Annotated in this window: 21 protein-coding genes; 18 read left to right on the top strand and 3 right to left on the bottom strand. The window is 71.7% G+C overall.

The features are described from left to right. Positions 1-172 precede the first annotated feature (172 nt). The 11 genes from ACFYY1_RS41920 to ACFYY1_RS41870 all read left to right on the top strand — a co-directional run bounded on the left by ACFYY1_RS41920 (position 173) and on the right by ACFYY1_RS41870 (position 7,964). On the top strand, positions 173-508 hold the full coding sequence (locus ACFYY1_RS41920; protein WP_388595266.1) for a hypothetical protein: 336 nt from the start codon (positions 173-175) through the stop codon (positions 506-508). A 536-nt stretch (positions 509-1,044) separates the two neighbouring features. After that, a complete protein-coding gene (locus ACFYY1_RS41915) occupies positions 1,045-1,791 on the top strand; it encodes a VWA domain-containing protein (RefSeq protein WP_388595265.1) in 747 nt (248 codons plus the stop codon). A gap of 631 nt (positions 1,792-2,422) precedes the next feature. Then, positions 2,423-3,253 (top strand): hypothetical protein, encoded by an 831-nt coding sequence (locus ACFYY1_RS41910; protein WP_388595264.1) that lies wholly within the window; start codon positions 2,423-2,425, stop codon positions 3,251-3,253. 132 nt (positions 3,254-3,385) lie between these two features. After that, the gene (locus tag ACFYY1_RS41905; protein ID WP_351260485.1) at positions 3,386-3,988 is read left to right on the top strand and encodes a hypothetical protein; all 603 of its coding nucleotides are present in this window, start codon (positions 3,386-3,388) and stop codon (positions 3,986-3,988) included. Positions 3,989-3,990: 2 nt separating this feature from the next. Then, positions 3,991-4,290 carry a hypothetical protein gene (locus ACFYY1_RS41900; protein WP_388595261.1) on the top strand — a complete coding sequence of 100 codons (300 nt, stop codon included), beginning with the start codon at positions 3,991-3,993 and terminating at the stop codon, positions 4,288-4,290. After that, entirely contained in the window at positions 4,283-4,456 is a 174-nt protein-coding gene (locus tag ACFYY1_RS41895; protein WP_388595260.1) for a hypothetical protein, read from the top strand. The genes ACFYY1_RS41900 and ACFYY1_RS41895 overlap by 8 nt, the downstream gene beginning before the upstream one ends. A gap of 630 nt (positions 4,457-5,086) precedes the next feature. Continuing rightward, entirely contained in the window at positions 5,087-5,401 is a 315-nt protein-coding gene (locus ACFYY1_RS41890; protein WP_388595258.1) for a hypothetical protein, read from the top strand. Positions 5,402-5,642: 241 nt separating this feature from the next. Continuing rightward, positions 5,643-6,179, top strand: a complete 537-nt coding sequence (locus ACFYY1_RS41885; protein WP_388595257.1) for a hypothetical protein — start codon at positions 5,643-5,645, stop codon at positions 6,177-6,179. A gap of 152 nt (positions 6,180-6,331) precedes the next feature. Further along, entirely contained in the window at positions 6,332-6,838 is a 507-nt protein-coding gene (locus ACFYY1_RS41880) for a hypothetical protein (RefSeq protein ID WP_388595255.1), read from the top strand. Positions 6,839-6,991: 153 nt separating this feature from the next. Further along, positions 6,992-7,282: a hypothetical protein gene (locus tag ACFYY1_RS41875; protein WP_388595253.1), complete on the top strand. Its 291-nt coding sequence runs from the start codon at positions 6,992-6,994 to the stop codon at positions 7,280-7,282. 244 nt (positions 7,283-7,526) lie between these two features. Then, complete coding sequence (locus ACFYY1_RS41870; RefSeq protein ID WP_388595251.1) at positions 7,527-7,964, top strand: hypothetical protein; 438 nt, start codon at positions 7,527-7,529, stop codon at positions 7,962-7,964. A gap of 72 nt (positions 7,965-8,036) precedes the next feature. Here ACFYY1_RS41870 and ACFYY1_RS41865 read toward each other — a convergent pair whose 3' ends face one another. Then, positions 8,037-8,744 (bottom strand): hypothetical protein, encoded by a 708-nt coding sequence (locus ACFYY1_RS41865; RefSeq protein ID WP_388595250.1) that lies wholly within the window; start codon positions 8,742-8,744, stop codon positions 8,037-8,039. Between the two features lie 490 nt (positions 8,745-9,234). On the opposite strand from ACFYY1_RS41865, the gene mobF reads away from it, so the two are divergent. The 5 genes from mobF to ACFYY1_RS41840 all read left to right on the top strand — a co-directional run bounded on the left by mobF (position 9,235) and on the right by ACFYY1_RS41840 (position 18,560). Continuing rightward, complete coding sequence (gene mobF, locus ACFYY1_RS41860; protein WP_388595248.1) at positions 9,235-13,926, top strand: MobF family relaxase; 4,692 nt, start codon at positions 9,235-9,237, stop codon at positions 13,924-13,926. A gap of 89 nt (positions 13,927-14,015) precedes the next feature. Next, positions 14,016-15,365: a DUF1173 family protein gene (locus ACFYY1_RS41855; RefSeq protein WP_388595246.1), complete on the top strand. Its 1,350-nt coding sequence runs from the start codon at positions 14,016-14,018 to the stop codon at positions 15,363-15,365. A gap of 171 nt (positions 15,366-15,536) precedes the next feature. Next, positions 15,537-16,118 (top strand): hypothetical protein, encoded by a 582-nt coding sequence (locus ACFYY1_RS41850; RefSeq protein WP_388595244.1) that lies wholly within the window; start codon positions 15,537-15,539, stop codon positions 16,116-16,118. A gap of 505 nt (positions 16,119-16,623) precedes the next feature. Continuing rightward, positions 16,624-18,186, top strand: coding sequence for a hypothetical protein (locus tag ACFYY1_RS41845; RefSeq protein WP_388595242.1), 1,563 nt, complete (start codon positions 16,624-16,626; stop codon positions 18,184-18,186). Continuing rightward, a complete protein-coding gene (locus tag ACFYY1_RS41840) occupies positions 18,183-18,560 on the top strand; it encodes a hypothetical protein (protein ID WP_388595240.1) in 378 nt (125 codons plus the stop codon). The genes ACFYY1_RS41845 and ACFYY1_RS41840 overlap by 4 nt, the downstream gene beginning before the upstream one ends. Before the next feature lie 315 nt (positions 18,561-18,875). On the opposite strand, the gene ACFYY1_RS41835 is transcribed toward ACFYY1_RS41840, so the two are convergent. Both ACFYY1_RS41835 and ACFYY1_RS41830 read right to left on the bottom strand, forming a co-directional pair. Then, positions 18,876-19,808: a hypothetical protein gene (locus ACFYY1_RS41835; RefSeq protein WP_388595239.1), complete on the bottom strand. Its 933-nt coding sequence runs from the start codon at positions 19,806-19,808 to the stop codon at positions 18,876-18,878. Between the two features lie 591 nt (positions 19,809-20,399). Further along, entirely contained in the window at positions 20,400-21,569 is a 1,170-nt protein-coding gene (locus tag ACFYY1_RS41830) for a pyridoxal-dependent decarboxylase (RefSeq protein ID WP_388595237.1), read from the bottom strand. A 480-nt stretch (positions 21,570-22,049) separates the two neighbouring features. Between ACFYY1_RS41830 and ACFYY1_RS41825 the strand changes: the two genes are divergently transcribed. Next, complete coding sequence (locus tag ACFYY1_RS41825) at positions 22,050-22,406, top strand: SH3 domain-containing protein (protein ID WP_388595236.1); 357 nt, start codon at positions 22,050-22,052, stop codon at positions 22,404-22,406. Between the two features lie 203 nt (positions 22,407-22,609). Next, positions 22,610-22,888 (top strand): SH3 domain-containing protein, encoded by a 279-nt coding sequence (locus ACFYY1_RS41820; protein WP_388595235.1) that lies wholly within the window; start codon positions 22,610-22,612, stop codon positions 22,886-22,888. Positions 22,889-23,454: the final 566 nt, after the last annotated feature.

Here is a 23,454-nt window from a genome sequence, read left to right as displayed (position 1 = left end):
GCGTCGGCTACTTCGAAGCGCGGCAGAACCCCGCCCCGCCCGGTCTGGTCTACCGCCATCGCCCGTCGGCTGGTGGGCGGGTTGCGGGTCTTGCCCGCCAACCGGTCACCCTCCACACCAACGCCGGGAAACGCCCCACCGGCCCACCACCACACGACAGAGGAGAAACACCATGTCCGACCGCTTCTGGACCGTGATCGCCGAGCAGCACAAGGAACTGGAGTCCGCACACGGTGCTGATGACGTCGTGCGCATCCTCAGCCACGACCGCAACCCGTACGGCCCGGACAGCGGGGTGGGGGACGGCTTCTTTGCAGGGTCCGGGGGAGACAAGACCGTCCGCGAGGCCCTGCACACCGCAGGCTGGGAACTGGTCTGGGCGGAGTCCGCGGTCTACTACACGATGCGCGCCCCCGACGGGTCGCTGATCACCTACATCGAGGGCGACATCTACCGGGGCGACCGCCACGCCCGGAATACCGAGCAGACCGGTACCCCCGCCAACTGACCACCCCGCTCATCCCGCACGTACGAGGCCCACCCCGCCCCCGGGGTGGGCTTTGCGCGTTCGCCCCGCCGTCCGCCGTCCGCCGTCCGCCGCCCGCCGCCCGCCGTCCGCCGCCGTCTGCTGTTCTCTGTTCCTCCGCAGGCCGCGCCCTGGCGGGCGCGGCCTGCGGGGCGGGCGCGCCCGGTCTCGTGTCTGTTCCTGCCCCCTTGGCGGGACGGGGGCGCTGACATCTGTTCACCTGCTCCCGCCCACCGGACTCTCCGGCCAACGACCTTGCACCGCTAGCCTGCCGCGCCCTGAAGATGACACCAGCCCGCCGCCAGCCACCCCCGGGCCAAACCCAGACCGAGGACCTGGCGGCAGGCCGGAACACGGCGATCAAGAGCAGCACCCACAGCGAGGACTACGAGACCGGTCTCAAAGGCGAACCGCGTTGGCAACTCCACCGCAACACCCCGGCAGCCCCCAGCCCGAATCTTCACCCTGCCCCCCGCATCTGCAGGGGCGGCCCGCCCAACAACGTACGGAGAGAATTCATGAAACTGTTCGGCAAGAACACCACCGCACCCACCACCCAGCTTCCGGCCCCCACCGGCCAGGGCCCGGCAATCAGCCTCGACAAGATCCCCAGCCCTCTCGTCAACCTCACCAAGGCCGCCGCCGTATCCCTGGACAAGGCCGGACTGACCGGGCAGCGCGCCGCCGTGTACCTGGTCCTCGACCACTCCGGAAGCATGCGCAACTTCTACGCCGACGGCAGTGTGCAGCGCCTTGCCGAGCAGGCTCTCGGACTGTCCGCGAACCTCGACGACGACGGCAGCGTCCCCCTCATCTACTTCGCCTCCAAGGCCCAAACCCCCATCACCACAGACCTCCACAACTACGCGGGAATCGTCGACCGCACCCACAGCACGACCCCGTGGGGAACGACCGACTACGTCGACGCAATGGACGCAGTCATCAGCGACTACCGCGCCAGCTCACAGACCGGACCCGTGCTCGTCATCTTCCAGACCGACGGCGGACCCAACGACAAGGAAGCCACCGAGCGTGCTCTGAAGGACGCCGCCGAACTCCCGATCCTCTGGGCGTTCGTCGGCTTCGGCAGGCGGGTCGAATTCCTGGAGAAGCTCGACGACCTCCGAGGCCGGAAGGTCGACAACGCATCGTTCTTCCACGCCGCGAACCCGCACACCGTCACCGACAACCAGCTCTACGACGGCCTCACCCACGAGTACGCGGAATGGCTCGCCGCAGCGACCGCCGCCGGAATCCTCACCTGATCCCTCACCCCCCGCCCCTGGCCCCGCCACCGCGTACTCCTGCGGAGGCGGGGCCATCCCCATGCCTCTCCCGCAACAGCCCCGCACCCGGCCCCCACGTCCCCGCGTGCGGGGCCGCACCCATACCCCGCCCCTCGCCGTCGGCCCGCCGCCCCCTTGCCCGCCCGAAACCCCGACCTCCCGCCCGCGCCCGTACAAGGCCCACCCCCAGGGGTGGGCCTTCGCGTTCAACACCCCCCGGAGCCGCCGCCTCGAACGGCAGGCCGCCCAGCCGGACCACCTGCATGAGCACCGAAGCGACGCTGGGGCCGCGCCGCGGCCGCCCGTCCCCACTCCGGCCGCGGCTTGCCCGGCTAACCACTCTCTGAACACCCTCCTCGAATGCTGGCAGGAGGACTTGGCCGACGCGCCGGAGACGGAGCCCGAGCTGACCCCCGAAGAGACCGGGGAACGCGAAAACTCCTTGTCCTACTGGCTCGCCCCCCCGTACCGACACGGCTCCCCGCGCCCAGGAAGACAACCAGTGACGCCCTTCGCGCCCCGCACACCTACGGCCCGGCGCACTGACCGCGTGCCCCGCCCGCCCCGGCACCCCGTTCCCCGCTTCGTGAGCCCCTTGGAGGACTCGACCATGACCACCACCGTCCGTACCACCCTCTACCCCCTCATCACCGCCGGGCAGTCCGTCGTTCGCGACACCGAGCGCCACGCCACCCGCAAGATGCTGAGTGCCATCGACGGGGCCCTGTGCGCCCTCCCCGTGAACGAGATGGACGATCAGGCCGACCGCATCCTTCACGGCGCGATTCGGGCCGTGTCGCTCGCCGAGGACGCCGAGGAGTGGACGCTCCTGAGCGACGTGGAGCACACCGTGTCCCGGTTCCTGCACGAACCGGACGACGCCACGATGGAACACCCCTCCGTGCGGGCCGTCGTGCTGCTCACCTCCGAGTGCGGCAGCCGCTACAGCGAGCGGATCGAGGACCCGATAGAGCGGACCACGTGGGTGGCCTCTCCGGAGCGTCAGGCCTGGAACCGCGCCTACCTCCTCGGGCTGGAGGCGCTGCGGGAGCTGGAAACCGCCATCGAGGGCACCGGCACCGGGCGCACCCTCGACAAGGCCATGACGGAGTTCCTGGCCGCCGTGCGTCGCGCCATCCCGTACGCGGCCCTGTACGAGACACGGCGCGCCCTGGTGGAGGTCGCACGGTCTTACGGCCTGTTCGTCGTCGGGATGCGTCAGCCGATGCCCACCAACGGCCGGTGGGAGTGGGCCCGCCGCATCGGTAGTGCGACGTACCTGTTCGAAGTCGAACCGCCGCTGATGGGGGGCAACCCGTACGGGGCCGTCGCGGTCCGGCGCATCGCCGAGGACGGCACGGCTGCCCCGGTGCGATACATCCCGCTCGGCCCCGACGAGGAGCGCCGCCGCGCCGTCACCGAAGCCCAGTACCGCATCTGACCGCCCGCCGGCCGGGGCGTGTTCGTCGCCCCGGCCCGCCAGCCCGCTGCTCTCTCCCCATGGCCGCACCCTCGCGGCCGTGAGCAGGGCGCACCGTGCCCCGCCGTACCCATCCTGATCAGGAGAACAACCGTGTCCGTTGCCACCTTGTCCGAGCCGTCCGTCCGGTCGGCCCTGTTCCCTCCGCCAGCCGTCCCGCTGCTCTTCACCGACGGCGACCGCTACGTGTGGACGCACACCGGGGAGGTGTGGACCCGAACCAACGGGTGGTGGGTGCCCTCCCTGGGCGACGGGCAGGACGACGGCACCGGCTGGTGGACTGACGCTGAGGTGAGCGCGTCGCTGCACCGGGCCGTTGAGAGCTGGGACGTGCGGCAGCAGTTCGTGCCCGCCCAGCCGCGCGGCATCCTGCCGGGCAGGGTTCTGCTCGCCCTTCCGCCTGTCCGTGACGCCGCGCAGTACGTGCTCGACCACCAGGGCGCCGGGCTCGTGCCGCTGCGGGAGCTGGTGGCCCGGCACGACGAGGACAGCGCGTACGACATCCCTGCCGTCATCAGCGGTACGGCCATGACGGACGTGCTGACGTCGATCGTCGCCGAGCACTTCCGCGCGTCGGCGACCTACGACGAAGCCGCGGGAAGGGGGTACGTCCAGTACCTGCGACCGGCGGAACAGCCGGGCACCGTGAAGTGCCTGCACGTGTTCGTGCTCGCCGCGCCCCTGGCGGAGGCGTAGCCATGTCGAACGTCAAGGAACGCGGAGGCGTCGGCGACGTGCTGTTCCGGGAGTTCGGCGAATACGTGAACGCCCTGGTCGAGGCGGGCGAGCCGTGGAAAGAGGTCTGGCACGTCAAGGTGTGGCCGCCGGACAGCCGTCTTCGTTGGCTGCATGGCCGCTTCCTGCTCGCCCGCGAGATGGCCGGGCTCTCGGGCGTCCGGCTCACCGACACGCAGGTGACGGCGGAGCAGGAAGTCCGCATGGCGCACCGCGCGCTGTTCCCCGACGGCATACCGAAGCTGTTCCGCTCCGATGCCTGACGCCCAGACCTACAGCACCGGCGACCGCACGCGATGGGCGGCGCTCCTGGTCGCCGCCCGCGTCGAACTCGCCCGCCGGTCCGCCGCGGCGCTTGCCCGGCTAACCGCCCACCGCCCCACCGTCACCCCATCAACCAGCCACGCCCCGATGGGAGTTCCACCGTGACGACCGCCGTGACCCGCCCCACTGTCACCGCCCGCATCACCACCCCCGACCCCAACCCCGCCCCGGACGTGTACACCGCCACCGTCTACATGAACACCGCGCCCCACAACTTCGACGGCTACCAGCCCCCACCACCCCCTCGCCACCGCCACCCACCCCGACGGCACCCCCCTGCGCCTGGTCTTCCACGCCAGCACCTCCATCCACAGCCACGAGGCCGCCGCCGATGCCGCGTTCACCGTCGGCAACCGCCAGCGCCCCGACGACAACGGCCAGACCTGGCCCACCGACATCCGGTCCGTCTCCGTCGGCGACGTCATCAAGGTCACCGGCCCCGGCCACCGGATCATTCACCTCCGCGTCGACCCCGTCGGCTTCACCCCCGTCCCCGAACCCACCCACCTGACCGGCCTCGCCGGATCCCGAGCCTCCAGCCGCCGCTGAACCACCACAGCCGCCACCCCCACGGCCCCCGGGGCCGGGACACCCCCGTCCCGGCCCGGGGGCCGCCCCCGCGTACACCAATCACCGTGTCTTGCCCGGCTAACCCCCCACCCCCGCACCATCACACCACCAGCCGCGCCCCCACCCCGGGGCTGCGGTCCCCCAACCGGAAGGCGAACCGCTCTCATGACCGCGACCGTCGAAAACATCCCCTTCACCCCCACCCCCGTGCCGGAGAACATCGAGCCCGGCCGCCGCGTCCGACTGGTCAACATCTCGCCCGCCTCCTGGAACGGGCTCACCGGCACCACCCAGACCAACCCCAACAACCGCGTCACCCGCCTGGACGTCCTCCTCGACGAGAGCTCCACCGAGTTCCTGCGCCGCGACTACCGCGCCCACGGCTCCAGCATGGTCAAGGTCCCTGCCCCCGACACCACCCGGCATGTCATCCCCCGCATCCCGAACGGCTGCATGTTCTACGCCGAGAACGACAGCTGATCAGCCCCTCCCACGGCCCCGTGCCCGGACACCCTCCCGGCACGGGGCCGATCGCGTACCCCCACCCGCCTCGCCCCCACACGACGCCGGACAGCCCCGGGCCGCCCCCACCGAGACGTCCCCGGGGCCCCAGCACGCACTGACCGTCCCTTGCCGCCCTAACACCCGAGCCCCCGACCGTGTGGCCCGCCGCGCCCCGCGCCGGCACACCACCCAGCACCGCACACACGAGAGGCCACCCATGACCACCCACGCCCAGCACGACCCGCCCGGCCCCGGCCCGGACGAAGAAGCCCCCGACACGGAGTACGCGCTCCTCGTCCCCGGCCTGATCACCGTCTACATCACCGCCCCCACCGAGGCCGCAGCCCGGCAAGAACTGGCGCTGGAGGGCGCGGACACCATCGAGCTCCACGACCCGCACCCGACAGCCGGGGCCCTGACCATCACCGGCCTCGACCTGGTCCCGGCCGCCGCGAAACTCGACAAGGTCGACAACACCCTCATCGCCGACTCGCTCCCCGACGCCGACTTCCACATCTCCGACATCGCCCACGTGGCCGCCCGCCTCCTCGGCGGCAACTGGACCGCGACCGCCGGAACATACGCGGTCGTCGGCTACCTGGAGAACAAGACCCGCAACACCGGCACCTACACCCTCTCCGTGGTCGAGGACACCCTCAAGCTCCAGCACGAGAGGGGGGACAGCCCGTGCGCCGAGTTCGACGGCAACGACCTGCCCACCCACGCCGAAACCCTCGAACCCGAAGACGACTGATCCCACCCAACCCAACCCGACCCGGCCCCGCAGGGCCGGGGCGGCTTGTCGCGCTAACCCCCCACCGCCCGACCCCGCCGCGCCCGCCCCGGCCTCCGAGCCACCGGCGACCCCGCGCCCCCATCCACACCGACCGATGCCAGGGATCCGACATGACCAACCCCATCACCCCCATCACCCCCGAAGACTTCGATGCCCTGCTCCGCGAAGTCCTCGGCGAGAACTGCCACCCCTCCGCCGAACAGGACTGCACGCTCACCTTCCCCCTCGACCAGGTCCTCAACGCCGCCGAGCACGCCATCACCGCCACCGAGCACGCCCTCGGCCCCGGCGACACCGACGCCCGCCCCCGCCTGTGGTGGATCAAGGGCGACGGCACCTACCTCATGAGCAACGGCATCGACAACACCCCCAACGCCCGCGACGAGAACGGCCACTGGCGCCACATCTGCTTCGCCGACACCTGGGGGCCCGGCACGGACCCCTCCACCGTCCTCGGCGGCGACGACCTCCACGAAACCCTCGACCTGACCCAGCCGCGCGACGACGGCCAGCCCCTGATCCACCTGCTGCGCACCGCCCCCGACCACGCCACCCGCTTCCTGCTCCACATCACCCACGACGACGAGGGCATGGCCCTCGCCATGACCACCAAGTAGCCCCCACCCCCCCTCACGGCCCCGTGCCCAGACACCCGTCCCAGCACGGGGCCGTCGGCACGCCCGCACACCCAGGCACCGTGTCTTGCCCGGCTAACCCCCCGCCCGCCTACGATCCGCTCACCGACCGACCAACATCACAGGAGGACACAGATGAGGACACAGACGCAGACCGAACTGCCCGGAGCGATCCGTCAGGCATTCACGCACCTTGAACACCGGGTGATACACCTGGAGGACGCACTGGCACAGGCAGTTGAACTGCTGCGCGCGACAGGGCAACTGGACGCCAACGAACACGCCGAGTTCGCAGCCAGCCTCCCCGCCAGACGCGAAAGGTTCGAGCAGATCATGCAGGCCCTCAGCCGTGAGGAAAGCGAGTGGACCCAGATCCAGGACGACGACGACCACGGAGACTGCGCCACCACCCAGAACCTCAGCTGACCACGCACACCGCTCGCCCACGGCCCGCCCCAGAAGTAGCCCCGCACCCCCACGGCCCCAGGCCGGGACACCCGTCCCGGCCCGGGGCCGCTTTCGTGTTTCCCGCCACAAGCACCCGCCACACCAACCCGCATCCCGCCCCCCGGCACCCACACCCCCACACCCACCCCACACACCCCCGCAGGCCGCCTACCGTCCAACCGAACCCGCAGGCCCAGGCCACAACCAGAAAGGGGGGAGCGCCGTGAAGCACGAGACCACCATCAACGAACTCGCCACGTTCGCCGGTCTCTTCAGCGTCGTCGACCACATCACGGTCCCCGAGACCCACCCGGACACCGACATCACCGAGGAGGTCACCCTCCCCCCGCCGCTCATCCGCCGCTCCCAGCGCCGCGACGGCACCGTCGTGTGGATCCTCATCCCGCCCGGCATCCACGAACGCATCTTCGTCGCCGACCAGGCCACCGTCACCGTCTACCTCAAGGACGTCGACCCCGGCCGCTTCACCGGCCACGTCCCCCACCAGCAGGCAGCCCCCGCCCAACAGCCTGCCGCCCCCGCCACCTGGCAGCAGCAGCCCGCCGCGCCCGCCGCCTATCCCGCCCAGCAGCAGGCCCCAACCCCCCAGCCGGCCGCACCCCACCGGCCCGCCGCCCCCTGGACGAACAAGCAGAGCTGAACCCCACCCCCGAACCCGGCCCCGGCCACCGCCCCCGCGGAAGCCGGGGCCGCTCCATGCCCGCACCCCACATCACCGTGACGACTCCGGCCACCCCGCCCGCGCCCCGCCCACGCCTCCCGAAGGCCCGGCCGGCGAAGAAGCCGAGGTAACCGCCCGCGGAGGAGCCGCCGGAGTCGCCAGAGGTACCGGGGGAGCAGCCGGAGCAGTCACCAGGGGAGCGGCGACCCGCGCCGCACCCGCCTGCCCCGACGCGCGCCCCCCACCACGCGGCTGCTCCCCGCCCGGCCCGCCTGCCGTCGCCTTCTCCGGCACCATCGCCTTCGCCGGGGGGCCCGCCTTCAACCTCTCCGGCGCCGTCTCCGACGAGCCCTCCCCGGCCGAGTCCTCACGCCCCAGCCGACGAAGCTCCTTGACCCGCTCCGCCCCCACACCCAACCGGCGCCCGCACCCGGCCACCGTCTCCCCAGCCTTACCCATCGCCACCACCACCCGCGCCGCCACCACCCGCGCCTCATCAATCCGCACCTGACCCCGCTCACGCACCCGACGCACCTCCTCCTCCACCTCCGCAGCCACCAACCGCTCGTCCTCCACCGCCAACTCGAAGTCGGCCGCCAGCTCATCGAACGCCGCCTCCTTACGCAGCCGCTCAGCCTCCGCCTCCTCCGCCACCCGCCGCTGCTCCGCCATCCGCTCCGCGGCACGCTCCAGCGCCGCCCGCCGCCGCGCCAGCATCTCGCTGTTCTTCCCCTTGCGCTTGGTCCGGATCCCCGCCACCGCAGCCACCTCCCGGCCGTCCGGGCCCACCCCGTGGCGGGCCGCGTCGCGCCAGTCTCAGCCGCCCGCAGACCCGCCGAACCGCTGGAGCCGCCCACGTCCCAGGCCGTAGCACGACCGTCGCCGCGCCCGGTCCCGCTCACGGGACAACGTCCGAATCCGGCGGGGGAGAGGGCCCCGGGGGTGGGGTCGGTCCTGGTGAGGGTGGTGCCTGGACCGGGGTGCCGGTGGTGTCGGTGGTGTGCGGGTGCCACGAGTGCCGGGTCGGTGGTGAGGACCGGTGTGGATGCGGGTGTGTGGTCACCGGTCGGTGGCAGGCCGGTTGTCGTACACCTCTGGCACTATTGACGTGCCACCGTGCTCGAGGGCTGATTTCCCTTGTGGCGGGACGTGTCCGAAGGTTGATTTTCGGGCCCTGGGAGGTTCTGGGCCCTGCACCGGTCATGGCCCGCGCCGAGCTGTTACGCGGTGGTCTTCTGGCGTCGTGGGGATGACAGCGAACGCGTTCACCGCGGGGCGGGAGCGCTACTACCGGCGCAACATCGCCCTCGGTGACGGTGCCCAGGGCGCCGAGCTGACGGTGTCCTCCAGCGTGCCGGGGGTGCCGCCCGGTGTGTGGCACGGGCAGGGCGCCCGCGCTCTGGGGCTGTCCGGCATCGTGAGCGACACGCAGATGCGGGCCCTGTTCGGGCTTGGTATGCACCCCGATGCCGCGGTGATCGCGGCCCGCGAACTGAGCGAGGGGGCCTCGCTCAAGGGGGCCATGAAGGCGGCCAAGCTCGGGCCGGCCGTCCCGCGACTCGCAGAGTCCTCACCGCTCGACAAGGAGATCGAGGAGGTCCTCACACACGTCGGTGAGCAGTTGTGCCGGCCGCTGACGAAGGCCGAGACGAAAAACCTGCGGATGCGGTGTGCGGCGCGCGCCTTCGAGGCCGAGTACCACCGGTCCGCGTCCGACGGAGCCGAGCTCGGCCGGTTCCTGGCCGCGCGGACCGGTCCGCAACGCCGCGCCGTGACCGGCTACGACCTCACCTTCTCGTCCGAGGAGCTGTCGTTGCTGTTCGCGCTCGGCGGCCCCGAGGTGCGGCGGGTCGTCCTTGAGGTCCTGGGCCAGGCCCGCTCGGAGGCTCTGGCCTGGCTGGAGGACCATTCGCTCGCGGTCCGTACCGGGCCGGGCGGCGTGGCTCAGCAGCGGGCCGAGCCCGGCTTGCTGGCCACCGTCTACCTTCACTACGAATCACGCGCCGGCGACCCCATGGTGCACGAGCACGCGGTCATATCCCCGCGTGTGAAAGGGCCGGACGGCCGCTGGCGCAACCTGGACTCCCGCCTCCTGCTGCGCGATGTCGTAGTCGCCAGCGAGCTGTTCAACCAGAGGTCCCTCGAACTCGTCTGCTCCCGTCTGGGCCTGGCTGCCGAGGAGGTCGAGGTCACCCCCGGGCAGCGGCCGGTGATGAGAATCGTCGGCATCGACCGGCGTCTGCGCGCCGCGTTTGCGCAGCGTTCCCACGCGGTGCGCACCATGGCGGACACCCTGTTCGACGACTACCGGCGCCGTCACGGCCGCGAGCCGGGGCGGCCGGCCCGTACCCGGCTGCAGTGGAAGGCGACCGTGAAGACCCGCCCGCCCAAGCGCCAGGCCCGCTCCCTGAACGAACTGCTCGTCGACTGGCGGCGCCGGGCGATCGCGGCCACCGACCGCGAGGTCGTCGACAACCTGATCGCCACCGCGCAGGCCGCCGCCCAGGCAAGGCCCGCCCCGGCCGCGTTCGACCTCGCCGCGGCTGCCGAGGAAGTCTTGGCGGCGGTCTGCGAGCGCCGTACGACCTTCCGTCGCCGCCACGTCCTGGCCGAGGCACGCCGCTACCTGATGCGAACCCTGGCCGGGGCCACCGCCGAGCCCCAGGCGGCCGAGCAGATCACCGACCGGGTGCTCGCCCACGGGGACTGCCTGGACATCACCCCGCCCGAGATCAACCCGCCGCACCCCGACCTGCAACGGGCGGACGGCACATCTGTCTACCGGCCCATCGGGTCGGACACCTACACCACCCACTCCCTGCTGGCGGCCGAGAACCGGCTCCTGGCCGCCGCGCGCCGAAGCGTGATCCCGCCGGTGGGGCGGGGCACCTTCGCCCGCGTCGCCGCCCTGAACCGCAGCCCGATGGACGCCGGACAGCGCGCGCTGGCCTCCTCCTTCGTCCTGTCGGAGAAGCTACTGCTGGCTGGCCTTGGACCGGCGGGCGCCGGAAAGACCACAGCGATGCGTCTGGTGGCGAAGGCCGTGGACGCAGCCGGCGGCCGGCTGATCCCGCTCGCCCCCTCCTCCCGCGCGGCAAAAGTCCTCGGCGGCGACCTCGATGCGCGCGCCCACACCCTGCACTCCTGGCTGCACCAGCGCGGCCGGGCGGCCGAAGGAAAGACGGTCGGCAAGGACTTCCAGCTACGGCCTGGCGACGTCGTCCTGGTCGACGAGGCGGGCATGGCCGGCACCCTCCTGCTCGATCGGATCCTCGCGGACGCGGCGGCCGCCGGTGCGGTGGTGCGCCTGCTCGGCGACCCGCACCAGCTCGCCGCCGTCGAGGCCGGGGGAGCACTGCGCCTCATCTCACGGGCAGGCGGCGCCGTCGAACTCGACCAGCTGCACCGCTTCCGGGTGGCCGGGGAGGCCGATGCCTCCCTCGTCCTGCGCGACGGTGAGGACCACCGTGCCGCCTTCGACTGGTACCGGGACAAGGGCCGGATCGTCGCCGGCGACTACGACGTGATGTGCGACATGGTGTTCGCCGCCTGGGCCAAGGACCTGGGCAAGGGGCTCACCTCGCTGATGACGGCCGCCGACACCGCGACCGTGACCGAGCTCAACCTGCGAGCCCAGGCCTGGCACATCGAAGCCGGGACCGTCGACACAAGCCGGTCCGCCGCCCTGCGGGCCGGGCAGCACGCACACCTCGGCGACGTCATCGTCACCCGCCTCAACCGGCGCCGCATGACGGTGCGCGGCGGGCGCGACTTCGTGAAGAACGGCGACACCTGGCGCATCCAGGAGATCCTGCCCGGCGGCGACGTGGTGGTCCGCCACACCCAGCACCGCGGACGCATCCGCCTTCCCGCCCACTACATGGCCGCCCAGTGCGAGCTCGGCTACGCCTCCACCATCCACCGCTCCCAGGGCATGACGGTCGACACCTCGCACGCGCTGGCCTCCGCCCGCTCCAACCGCGAGGGCGTCTACGTCCAGCTGACCCGCGGGGCGCGCACCAACCGCCTCTACGTCGCGATCGAGGACGGCGACCGCCTGGACGACGTCCTTGCCTCGATCGCCGCGAGGCGCCGCGCCCAGCTGTCGGCGACCGAGTCGATCGCCGCGCTGCAGCAGGAAATCGCCGCGCCCGGGCAGCTGTCGGCGGAGTTCGCCGATGTCGCGGAGCGCGCCACCACCGCCCGGCTGACCGGCCTGATCGAGCACGCCCTCGGCACCGATCGAGCGGCGATGTTCATGGCCGCCGACGCCTACCCGGCCCTGATCCGCGCCCTGACCGACGCCGAGCGGGCCGGGTTCGACCTGCCCCGCCTGCTGGGAAGAACCGTGCCCAGGCGCGGCTTCGCCGACGCGGACGACCCCTCCGCGGTGCTGACCTGGCGGCTGCGCGAGCGAATGCAGGACGCCGCCGAAGCCCAGCAGGACGACCAGCCCCGTCCCCTGGCAGCGCTCACCCTGGCCCAACTGCACACCCTGAAGAAGCTCGCCGCCTCCCACCGGGACACCGCCCGCGAGGCACTCAAGGCCGCCGACGCCGCCTTCACCCACCTGCCCACCGACGTCACCACCCGCGCCGGCCACACCCACCCGCCCTGGGACCAGCGCCCCATGGGCAACCTGACCCGCCGACAGCTCGCCGCCCAACTGGCCACGGTGCGCGCCCAGATGCGCCGCGCCCAGACAAACAGAACTCCGCTCTCCGAAACCGCCCGGCACGTCATCGCCGGCCTCACCCGCGAGTCCCAGCTGCGCCGCGCCCTGAACTGGCGCGACGCCGCCCGCGAGGAATTTCAGCGTGAGCGGGCCACCAGCAGCGCCGCCCCCCAAGCCACCTCACCGGCCGCGATCCGCCGGACCCTGTCGACACGGCGTGCCACCACGGCCCAGCGCCGGCACTCCGCGCGCGCCGCCCTGGCCCGCGCCGACGCCGTCTCCGACAAGATCTACGCCGAGCTGCGATGGCGCGAGCGCCTGCCCGACTACGCCCCCCACCGGCCCAACTACCGCGGTGAAATACCCGACTGGGCCGCCGACCGGCACGCCCTGGCCCATCCCGGCACCCCCGAGCACTGGGTCACTCACCTCGCCGAGCGCCACCGCATCCTGGCCCGTGCCCTGGCCGACCGCGGCCACACCCTGGCCGCTGCCCCGCCCGCCTGGGCCCGCCCCCTCGGCCCGCCGCCGCCCACCAGCGCACCCCGCCGGCGCCGCGCATGGGCCACCACCTGCGCTCTGGTGGAGCTGTGGCGCACCCGCCACGCCATCACCGGCGTGCCCGGGCTGGGTCCGCGCCCCGCCGACCCGCAGGACGCAGCGGCCTGGGACGACCTGGACGCCCGGGTACGCGCCCTGACCGGACGCCGCCGCCCGCTTCATCTCCCGCCGCCCGACGCCCCCGCCTCGGTCATGATCGAAGCCGCCCTCAGCCACCTCGATACGCCGCCACCCACCGGGCCGCTGCCCGACCACCCGGCCCTGCGCGACCCCCTTGGTGTCGCCCCCCTTTCCTACGGCGCCCTGGACGCACGCATCGCGCGGCGCGCTCTGGCCGCCGTACTCGCCGGCGAACCCCTGCCCGAATCCTGGATGGAGGAGATCACCGCCCCCGGCGAGGACGACGAGGACGAGCAGCGCACCTACACCAAGCTCCTCACCGCCATCGGCGACTACCGACGCCGCCACCACCGCGCAGGCCCCGACGTCCTGGGCCCGCGCCCCGCAGGCCTCGACGGCGAAGAATGGGACCACCTCACCGACGCGATCGACCTGTACACCCACGCCCGCGTCGCACGCCGCCTGGAACAGATGCGGGCCCGCACCGCGGCCGACCGCGCCGCCCTCCTGCCGCCGACCTCACCGCTGCGCCAACAGCCCCCGCCCGACACACACCGCCCCGGCCACGGGTCGCCCACCCGCTGAACACCGCCCGGGCAAGCACTGCACCGACACCCCCGCACCAGAGGATCAGCCCACGGTGCGGGCCCCTCCTCGGCTGAAGGCAGACGAACATGGCACCCACAACCGGCCCCGGACGTATCCAACTGGCGGGCCGCACCGTACAACTGGGCTGGCTGCGTGAACACTCCACGGAGAGCGCCCCGCTGTTCGCCCGTGCCCGGGCCGAGGTCGGCCACGCCTGGTGCCTGTGCCGCCGCCCCGCCCTGCGCTTGGTGATCCGCTGCACCCGTGCGGGCCGCTACCACGTCGCAGGCTGGCCCGGCGAGGGCGAACGACACGACTCCCACTGCCCCTTCCACAAACTCGGACCCGCCCTTTCCGGCCGCGACCGCTACAGCACGCAAGCCATCCGGGAGACCGACGACGGCGTGTTCATCCGCCTGGCCACCCCCCTCACCAGCACCCTGGCCCAGCCCGAACCCCACGTTGCCGCACCGGAAGAGACCGGAGACGAAGCAGGCTCGCGGCGCTCCGTCGGCCTGCTCGGACTGCTGCACTGGCTCTGGGAACAGGCCCAACTCAACGTCTCGTACCCGCAGACACGGCGCCCCACCTGGCACACGTGCCACGCCCGTCTGCACCAACAACTGCGTGAGACCACCATCAACGGCCGAGGCACGGAAGAGGCGCTCTACGTCGTACCGCCCTTCACCCCCGCCACGGCCCACGCGAACGCCGCCGCTCTGGATGTCTTCCGCGCACGTCTGGGGCGCCACGGCATGACCGAACAGCGCGCCCTGATCCTCGGACAGATCAAAGAGGTGGCACCCACCCCGTACGGCGTCGCCTACCGCCTGGCGCACCAGCGCACCCCGCTCTATGCCCGCGCGGCCCTGCACGCGAGGGCCACCCGCTCCTACCGCCACGCCTTCGGCAAGACGGCCGCCGAGCACGGCGCCACACGGATCGCCCTGTTCGTCGTCGAGCGCAGCCCCAAGGGACACCTCATCGCCGTCGACCTGGCCGCGATGCTCACCACCGGCACTTTCATTCCCGCCGACTCCTCCTACGAGGTGGTCATGGCCGATGCCCTCGCCGCCCGCCGCCGTGCCTTCGTCAAGCCCCTGCGCTACGACACCGCCGACGCTGTCCTGCCCGACTTCGTACTCACCGACGTGACACCCACGGCCTACGTCGAGGTCTACGGCATCCAGGGCAAAGAGACCTACGACCGGCGCAAGGCTGAGAAGCAGGCGTTCTACCAGCGCCAGGGCGGGCAGCTCATCGAGTGGGACGTCGCCCAGCCGCTCCCCGTACTCGCGCTTTCCGGCGGCCAGCGCCGCTGCGGACCGCAGGTGGTCCCCAGGGGGCAAAGAGCGGCCGCTTCCCAGACTTACGGCGAGGAAGCAGTGAAGGACGGCACCCGGATGGGGCACGAACAAGGCGGCCAGTCACGGTGACCGGCGTACTGCCCGACACCGTCGGTCGCCTGATGGGACACCGGAACAAGGGGCCGACTCATCGCCTGGAACCCGTGCCGCCCTGGGGCCGAAACCTGCTGCCAACGCGCAGGCAGGTAGCACATAGTGGAGCGACACCACCGAGTAACCGAGCAACCAGAACGGACGGCCGTGACGACCGTGCACAGCGAATCCTCCACCGAGCGCATCCCCGGACGGGCCTGGACTGTCCGACTCCATGGGCACAGCGACCGATCCGCCACGGTCACCTGCAGCACCGAAGCCTGCCGGATGCCGCCCCGCTCCAAGGACCTCACCGCGCTGCGCACCTTCGCAGCCCAGCACGCCGCCGCCCACGCGAAAGCGGCCACCATCCGCCCGAACGCCTGGTGCCACTGCGGCTCCCAGCGGTGCGGCGCCCACCCCGCAGCCAAGGCGCACTGCGCCGGCGCCGTGGTGATGATCCTGCGCCACGACCCGACGGTACGCCGGGTATGGAGCGTCGAAGAGGTCTGCGAGACCTGCGCACCGCTGATCCCGAACACCACCGTCCTGGCCCGCGCCGCCCGGCCGGCCCGCACCACCGAGCGGCCCGCCGCGAGGACCACCCAGGTACCGGCACCCGCCCGGCCGGGCGTCGCGGGCGGCTTCTCCTCGGCCGCCCCGCCCACCACCGATGATGCGGCGCCCCTACGGAGCGCTCGCCGCGCACCGCAGCGGCCCCGCCGCCGGCGGTCTGGGCAGGGACGCTGAGCAAAACCGGGGGCAACCAATGCACGAGCCGCTGCCCCGCCCGACCATGCAGACGCCTCCCTGGGCTTCGTCTGCACGTGGATCCCGCACAAGGACGGCCACGACGCAACGTACGGCGCGCAGATCCTGGAGCAGATGACGGGCACGCTCGGGCAAGCACGCCCGGGCCCACGGCGCGCGGCTGATCGGGCAGCCGCAGCTGGACTTCCCGACCCCGCCAGCCTGCCACGCCATCTCGTACCGGACCCGACACGCCGGTGCGGCTGCGACGTCGGCACAGCAACTGCGTTGCCGGACACCCTCACTCGTCGCCGAGCCGTTCCGTATCGGTCCCTTTCACCGTGCCCGTCCCGTCTCGCGGGACGCTGCTGCTGATGCCTGGCCGCCGCCTCCCGCCTGACAAAACCCTCCCGGCGGGCAGGCCGGCGGCCACTCTCGGCCCGGGCAAGCTGCCGCCAGCCGCCACGGGCCGCGCGGCGCCACCGCCGAGCAGAAGGTCCCCTCGATGAGCGAGCAGCACACCCCCCTCCCCGACGATTTCCGGACCTGGCTGGCCGAGCGGGGAGAGGACGCGTACGCCCTGGCATGGCTGACAGAGGGAAGCGAGCTGACCACTTGGACAGAGGCCGAGGCGCCCCGGGTGGGGGAGACCGGGATCGCCCACGCGGGCGCCGACCTCACGCGCATCGAGCTGCAGGAGATCACCCACAGCCGGCAGGAGGCCCTGCGCCGCTGGCTCCACCTGGACGACGGAGTACGGCAACTGGCCATCATCACCGCCGATCCCGGCAGCCTGCGCGAGCACACCCCCGGCGAACTCGCCGCCCAGCTGATGCACGATCCCTCCAACGATGAGGCCCGGCTCACCGACCTGCTGGCCAGCTGGCTCTACCGGCGCAACGCCGCAGCGCCGCAGGGCCTGGAGCTGGGGTGGATCGCCGCGGCCGCCGCCTGGACCTGTCACATGCGCGCCCTGGCCAGCTACCCGCCCCCGTCCGTACTCACCCAGGCCCTGGAGCGCGCCGGCGAACAGGACCAGGCCACCGCGGACTTGGTGGAAAGCACTGGGCTGAGGACCGTCGACCTCCTCGACCGGCTGGAGCGCGTCCACCGCCCCCGCACCGAGCTGATCGAGGACTGGCACGCCGTGGAATCCCTGTCCGCCGACGTGCCGGCGCTCAAGGAGATGGCCAACTGGCTGCTCGACCAGATCTCCCTGCGGGATGCGCCCGCCCAGCAGCTGTGGGCCGTCCTCCAGCCGGACATCACCGACTACCTACGCGACCGGCGATCCGACAGCGCCCTTGGCATCGCCGTCCCCGCCCTCGATGCACCGCGCGCCGCCCACCTGGCTCAGGCTCGAGAGGCCGTCCGCGCCTACACCGCAGCCGCGTACGCGGGGCGTGAGCAGGAGGCGCGGCAGCTACAGGACGCCTTCCCGATCCCGGCCCGTCCCCTGGCCACCAGCGGCCCGGCCGCCGCCTGGCGGCGGAACTCGGCCACCGCGCAGGACGCGGTCGAGGACCTGACCGCGCAGCGCGCCGCGACCACGGCCGAGGACAGCACCGACTTCTTCGCCGACCCCGAACTGCTGCACGCCAAGACCTCCTACCTGGCCGCGCGCGAGGGTCAACTGCACCTCCTGCACGATGCGCTCGGCCGCCTGGCTTTTCCCGCCCCGGCCTCTCGCGACCTGCCCGAGGCGCTCGCCCCGGTCGCGGCCGCACAGACCCAGCGCCGCGTCATCGAGGCATTCGGCACTCTGGAGCGCGCGGCTCAGGCGCTGGACGGCCAGATCCACTACCAGCTCCAGCAGCCGGTTCCCGCCCGCCGACGGGCCACCACCGGTGCGGAGACCGACCTGCTGACCCGCACCCGCGCCGTGCTGGAGCACACCGCGGCCGCCGGCGTTTCCCTCGACGAGAAGCACATCCGCGGCCGCGTGCAAGCGGCCATGGCACGCCCCGCTGTCCCGGACGCTCCCGACCCGGCGGCGCTCATTGCCCACGCCGAGGCCCACGCCCAAACCCTGGCCACCGGTTCCACCACCCCTGGAATGAACTGGTGACCTGGACCCTGGGCACCGTGATCTCCCTGCTCCTGCGCGCGGGCGGCCCGCTCATCCGACGCGGCCTGCCCCACCTCGCCATGGCCTTCATGGCCACGCTCGTGTGCGGCGGCGCCCTCGCTGCCGGGCACGGACTCCTCTACACAGCCCTGTACCCGGCGGCCGAGGGGTGGCCGCCGGCAACCGTTGCGGTCGGGCTGTTGGGAGCCGTGGTCCGGTTGGCCGCGGACGTGGGCCTGGCGGCGGTGGTACTGCTCATGCCGCTGGCGGCCGACTGCTTGAGCAGGCAGCCGGGCTCCGGACTGACGAGTACCCCCGCCCATAGAAGAACAAAAATGGTTGCTGGTCGGACTCTGGTACGGGCGTCAGCATGACTCGCTACCGTGAGGGCGACGGATCCGGCACGAGCTGGAAACTCAACGTGCCGATTGAAAAAATGGGGTTGCAAGCCCAAGCGCCGTGACCGGCCCGGCCGACCAGCAACGCCGAGTTGGTTGGGCACCTCGCCGCCAACCGCTGTGGCGGTGCGGTGTGCAGTGCCGCCCTCCGCGCCGAGTGTCTGCGGTCGGTCAGCATGCTGGGTGAGCTCCGACGGGTGAACGCTTCGCTCATCATCGACAGTCCACCGTTCTCTGGCGTATCCGTGGCGGGCCTGGTCGTTCTTGCAGCAGGGGACGAATTTCGAGATGTCATCGCCCCGGCTGCTGGCCCTGGTGGCGGCCATGGTTGAGGAGGTGTTCCGTGAAGGCCTGAGCAGCCTTCGGCACCCCGTCTGTGCGGTCGTGCTCCTGCGGTGTCTTGGCGACGCGTTGCCGGGTCTGGGATTCAGCATCGACGCGCTTGGCCAGGGAAAGCAGTCGATCCAGCGACACCTCGGGATTCGCCTGAGGTGTCTGCGCGGCAGGCTTGGGAGGTTCGGTGCGGTGGGGAGATGCCTGCGGGGGCGGGGCGGCGACCAGAGCGAGACGGCGTCCGGGACGCCACACCTGCGTGTGCGGGCGTTGCTCAAGTCGGTGGCTGTGGAAGACGCGCGCGATCTGGCTGCCTTCCAGGTCCCGTTCCTCAAGGAGTAGTTCGGCCAAGGCATGCAGTGACGCCTGTGCGCGGGGATGAGTAAGAAGTGCACCGGCATCCTCGACCGCCTGAATCCGGTCCACGACGAATCCCCGGTCAGTGAATCCGTCCACGATGGCCTGGTCACCTGAGCCCGATAGCTCTTTCACGCAACGGCCAAGTTCTGGATGGGTATATCCGCGGTAGGTCAACCAGTCGGCCTGCGCGATGGCAGGGCCGAGTTTCTCGACGGCGTAGTACTGGGCATCGGCAGGTCCGTCCACCCACGCCCCGCCACCTTGGAGCTGGGCCCGGTCCTGGGCGAGAGCGAGGCGCTGGATGGACAGGCCAAGCATCCACGCCAATGTGGCGTGCGCGCTTTCATGAATCGCTGCCGAGTGCCACCACACTTCATCGGGCAGAGCGGCTGTGCACCACACCTCGTCCGTCTCTCCTGAGAGGAGAAGGTTGCCGGGATCCAGGTGGTTGGAAAGGAAGTCCGCGTGGACGGCTGCGTGGAAGTCGTCGTTGTTGATCGGGGAGGTGTCCAGCTGCTCCGCTTCATGCATAGGTGGCATGGTCCCTGGTACTGGAGGACCACGTGGCAGGCGTGGTCCTCACGAAGACACACGACGAACCATCGCGCCGACGCCTGGCCGGACCCTGTGAAGAACCCCACCACCCGCTGCTCGCGGGAGCCGGTTTGGGGATCGGGTCCCTCATCCGCTCAGACCGGCCCGGCGGTCCCTGAAGAGCGCGCTGATCGTGACCGCATCGGTGATCTGACCCGGCAGGACCATATGCTCCGCGTCGGCGAGCGCGACAGTACGCACTCGTCGGATGCTGGCGCCATGCGCGAGCACGCCCGCCGAGTTGATCCGTGCGGCATGAGCAGCACCGCCTTGGCCAGCGGCGCCGGGGGCAGGTGGACCCTGCCCAGGCCGATCACTTCTGAAGCGGTCGCGCCGAGCCAGTCTTGGAGCAGCACCCGTTCCCTCGTTCCGGTGCAGAACCTGCCCTGCGGTCGTCGGCCACCGCACGATGCCGATCGTGCCGTCGCCGGGCAGGCTGAGGTACCACCTCGGGTGGGTGTCACGCAGATGCGCGCGTACGCGGGCTCTGGGGTGCGGCCCATCAGATCAGACCACCGATGGCGGGGGTCACGCGACCGCTCCCAGACGGGCGGCGGACAGGTCGGCGCAGAGCTCGTCGACGGCGGTGTGCGTCATGGGCCCGGTGGTGCTGATCCGCGCCAGGTGCCCGAAGCACTCAAGGCGCCACTTGTCGACCACCCAGGTCGGGGGCCGGTCGAAGGCGACGGCCAGAGAGCCGGGGAAACGTTCCGGCGATGCTCCCGCAGCCTCGAGCTGCTCCATCGCGTAGCCGGCGGTGTCCTGGCACCGGGCGACCATGGCGGCCACACCGGCCCGTCCCAGGGAGCGCAGCCGCGTCCACAGCAGCAGCGCACTCAGCCCGCTGCGGGAGCCGACCACCAGGCGGTCGGGTATCTGGATCCCCAGGGTCGTGGGCGGGTCCTGCTCGCGGCGCACCAGCGAGATGCCCGCCGGGACGGGCAGGCCCAGAAGCCGGTGCCCGGACAGGGTGATGGAGTGCGCCCCGTGCGCGAGCGACCACGGCGGCACCTGGTCGCTGTGCGCGGCCGCCAGCCCGCCCGCGCTTGCATCGACATGGATGTGCACCGGACCGGACATGGCGGCCGCGGCGCGCAGCTCGGCCACGTTGTCGATGGCGCCGTGCAGGGGAGTGCCGCAGGTGGCCACCACCAGCGCCCCCGCCCCACGCCGCATCCGTGTCTGCAGACGCAGATCGTCGGGATCCATCGTGCTGTCGGGCAGCGCGTTCACGAGCACCGTGTTCATCCCCAGCAGCTCGCAGGCCCGCACGACGTCGAAGTGGGCCTGCTCGCTGACGTACACCGACGACTCCGGCAATCCGCGGCGGGCCATGACCAGACCGTGCAGGAGTGCCTCGCGCGGTGAGGCCGCCACGTAGCCGTATGCCTCCTCGGGTGAGGCTCCGGCGAGCGCGGCGAAGTAGGTGAGCACCGCCTTCTCGTATTCCCCGGTGCCGGTGTCGAGCACGGTGGGGGAGTACGAGCCGCTCGGCTGATCGGCGAACATGCTCAGCAGCGGGGCAAGTTCTGCCACCACCTGGCCCAGGTGGCCCGGAAAGCCCAGGAACGGCCGCTCGGCCCGGTCCAGAGCGCGGTACAGCCGATGCAGCTCTCGGGTGTCGGCCGCGGGCGGAGACGGCTGGAAGCCGATGGCCAGGCCCTCATCGGGCAGGTTCGGGGCGGTGCGGAGGCTCACGTCATCGGCTCCATACGGGTCACTGGGGCAACAGGTGCCACCCCATCTACGCTCGCCCGCAGCCGCCTCGGGCCCCCGGCCGCCGAGCACGCCGTGGGGCGGGAGGATGCGCCGTGAATCCCGGCTGCGCCTCCCGCCCCACGGACCCGAGCGCTGCCGCCACGCCGGGAACCGGCCGCCGGCCGCCTCCCGGCCGGTTCCGCCTGCGGGAAGGGCCGGCCGAGTCGCGGAGGCCGGCAAGTGGGACAGCGGCCACCGGCAGATCCCATCATCGCGGCCGGGCCGGGGTACTTCGAAGCGGCCGGCTGCGCCCACCTGCGAGCTGGCCGCGCTGCTGTTCCCGCCCTGCGGACCGGCACCCCAAGTTGTCGTTGCAGGTCGCGGGAGCCGGGCGGCCAAGTCGGTCACCGACCACCCCCAGGTGCGCAGCATCGACTCTGCCAGGCCACTTCGCGCCACGTTCTTCGAAAGGGCTCCACGATGATCCGCCGTATCGCGACCCGCGCCGCCATTGTCCCCGCCGTCATGGCGGTGGCCGCCGCAGCCGCCCTGACCGCCACCACCGCACCGGCCGCCTACGCCGTCGGCGAGAACAGCCAGTGCACGCACAACTGGTCCAACTACGGTGCCACCGTCAGCAAGAACGCCTGGAACTACCGCTCCGGCCCCTCCACCGGCTACAAGAGCCTGGGGTACCTCTACCGCGGCGACAAGCTCACCGTGATGTGCAGCAAGGGCAGCTGGGACTACGCCAAGATCACCCGCTCGAAGTCCGGTATCCGCAAGGGCACCCAGGGGTGGGTACGCAGCGACGGCCTGGTCAACCTGGCCGGCTGACCCAGACATCCGCGCCCGTGTGTGGGTTCCCGAATCTCGTGTCGGAATCCCCTCCGCAAAGTCGGAACTGTGTCGGATCCGGCATCGAGCCGGAGGCCCCGACGGCACTTTCGAGAGACATCGAATGGAGAGCAATGCGCACGCGAATAGGTGCTGTGGCGTTGGCAGTCTCGACCACGCTTCTGGTGGGAGGGACGGTTGCCATGGCTCCGGCTGCGGCCGCCGTCGGAGGTAACTCCAAGTGCACCAATGACGCCAACCGCAATGGCAAGGTCTACGTCCGCAATGTGAACCTCCGCAAGGGGCCAGGCACCTCGTACGGGTCCTACGGGCAGCTGACCAAGGGCGCCAGGGTCTATGTCGACTGCTACCGGCAGGTGGACATCACCAAGCAGCCTTGGCTCTACATCAAGGTCAACTCCGGCTCCCACGCCGGCCAGCGCGGCTGGGTCCGCGATGACCTCATCAACTGGCCGCTGTAAGGCCCCTCCCGTATCCATCAGCCAGATGTGAGAACCCGAATCCCGTGCCGGAATCCGCAGGTAAACCCCCTGTGCCCGCGTCCGGTGTTCGTCCTGCGTTGAGAGAACCGACACGGAGGCGGGACAAAGACGAAGACACACCACGGGAATCGCCCGACAGTTGCTGGTCAGAGCAACGGACTTTGACTGCCGGGCATGGAACCTACACCGTGCACCAGCCGCAGCTGCGCCGGCGCCGTCGGTGCCTGCCCGCCGGGCGCAGAAGCCATAGCTCCCACGCAACCGCAGGCGTCGCCTGACGGACCGCCCCGGCCGGATTCCGCATCAAGGGGTGGGAGAAGCCGAAACCGGCGCCCGCCAGCGTGGAAGCGCCATTGAGAGCGCCTCCACAGCCTGCTGGGCTACCCGTTACAGCGGCCGATGTCCCCCTTCGCCGCTCGCGCCGCCCGTACATTGCCGCCCGCCCCCTGGGCCACGGTGTACGGGCGGCGGCCCCTTTTCTCTCTCCGCTCCCACACCCCTTGCAGAGGCAGCGATGGCACACGCGCAGGTCCGCGACATCCCCC

This window comes from Streptomyces sp. NPDC001890 (assembly GCF_042891445.1).
In the GTDB taxonomy this organism is placed as follows: Bacteria; Actinomycetota; Actinomycetes; order Streptomycetales; family Streptomycetaceae; genus Streptomyces.
Note: the sequence above shows the minus strand (reverse complement) of the source record. Positions and strands in the feature narration are given on the sequence as shown.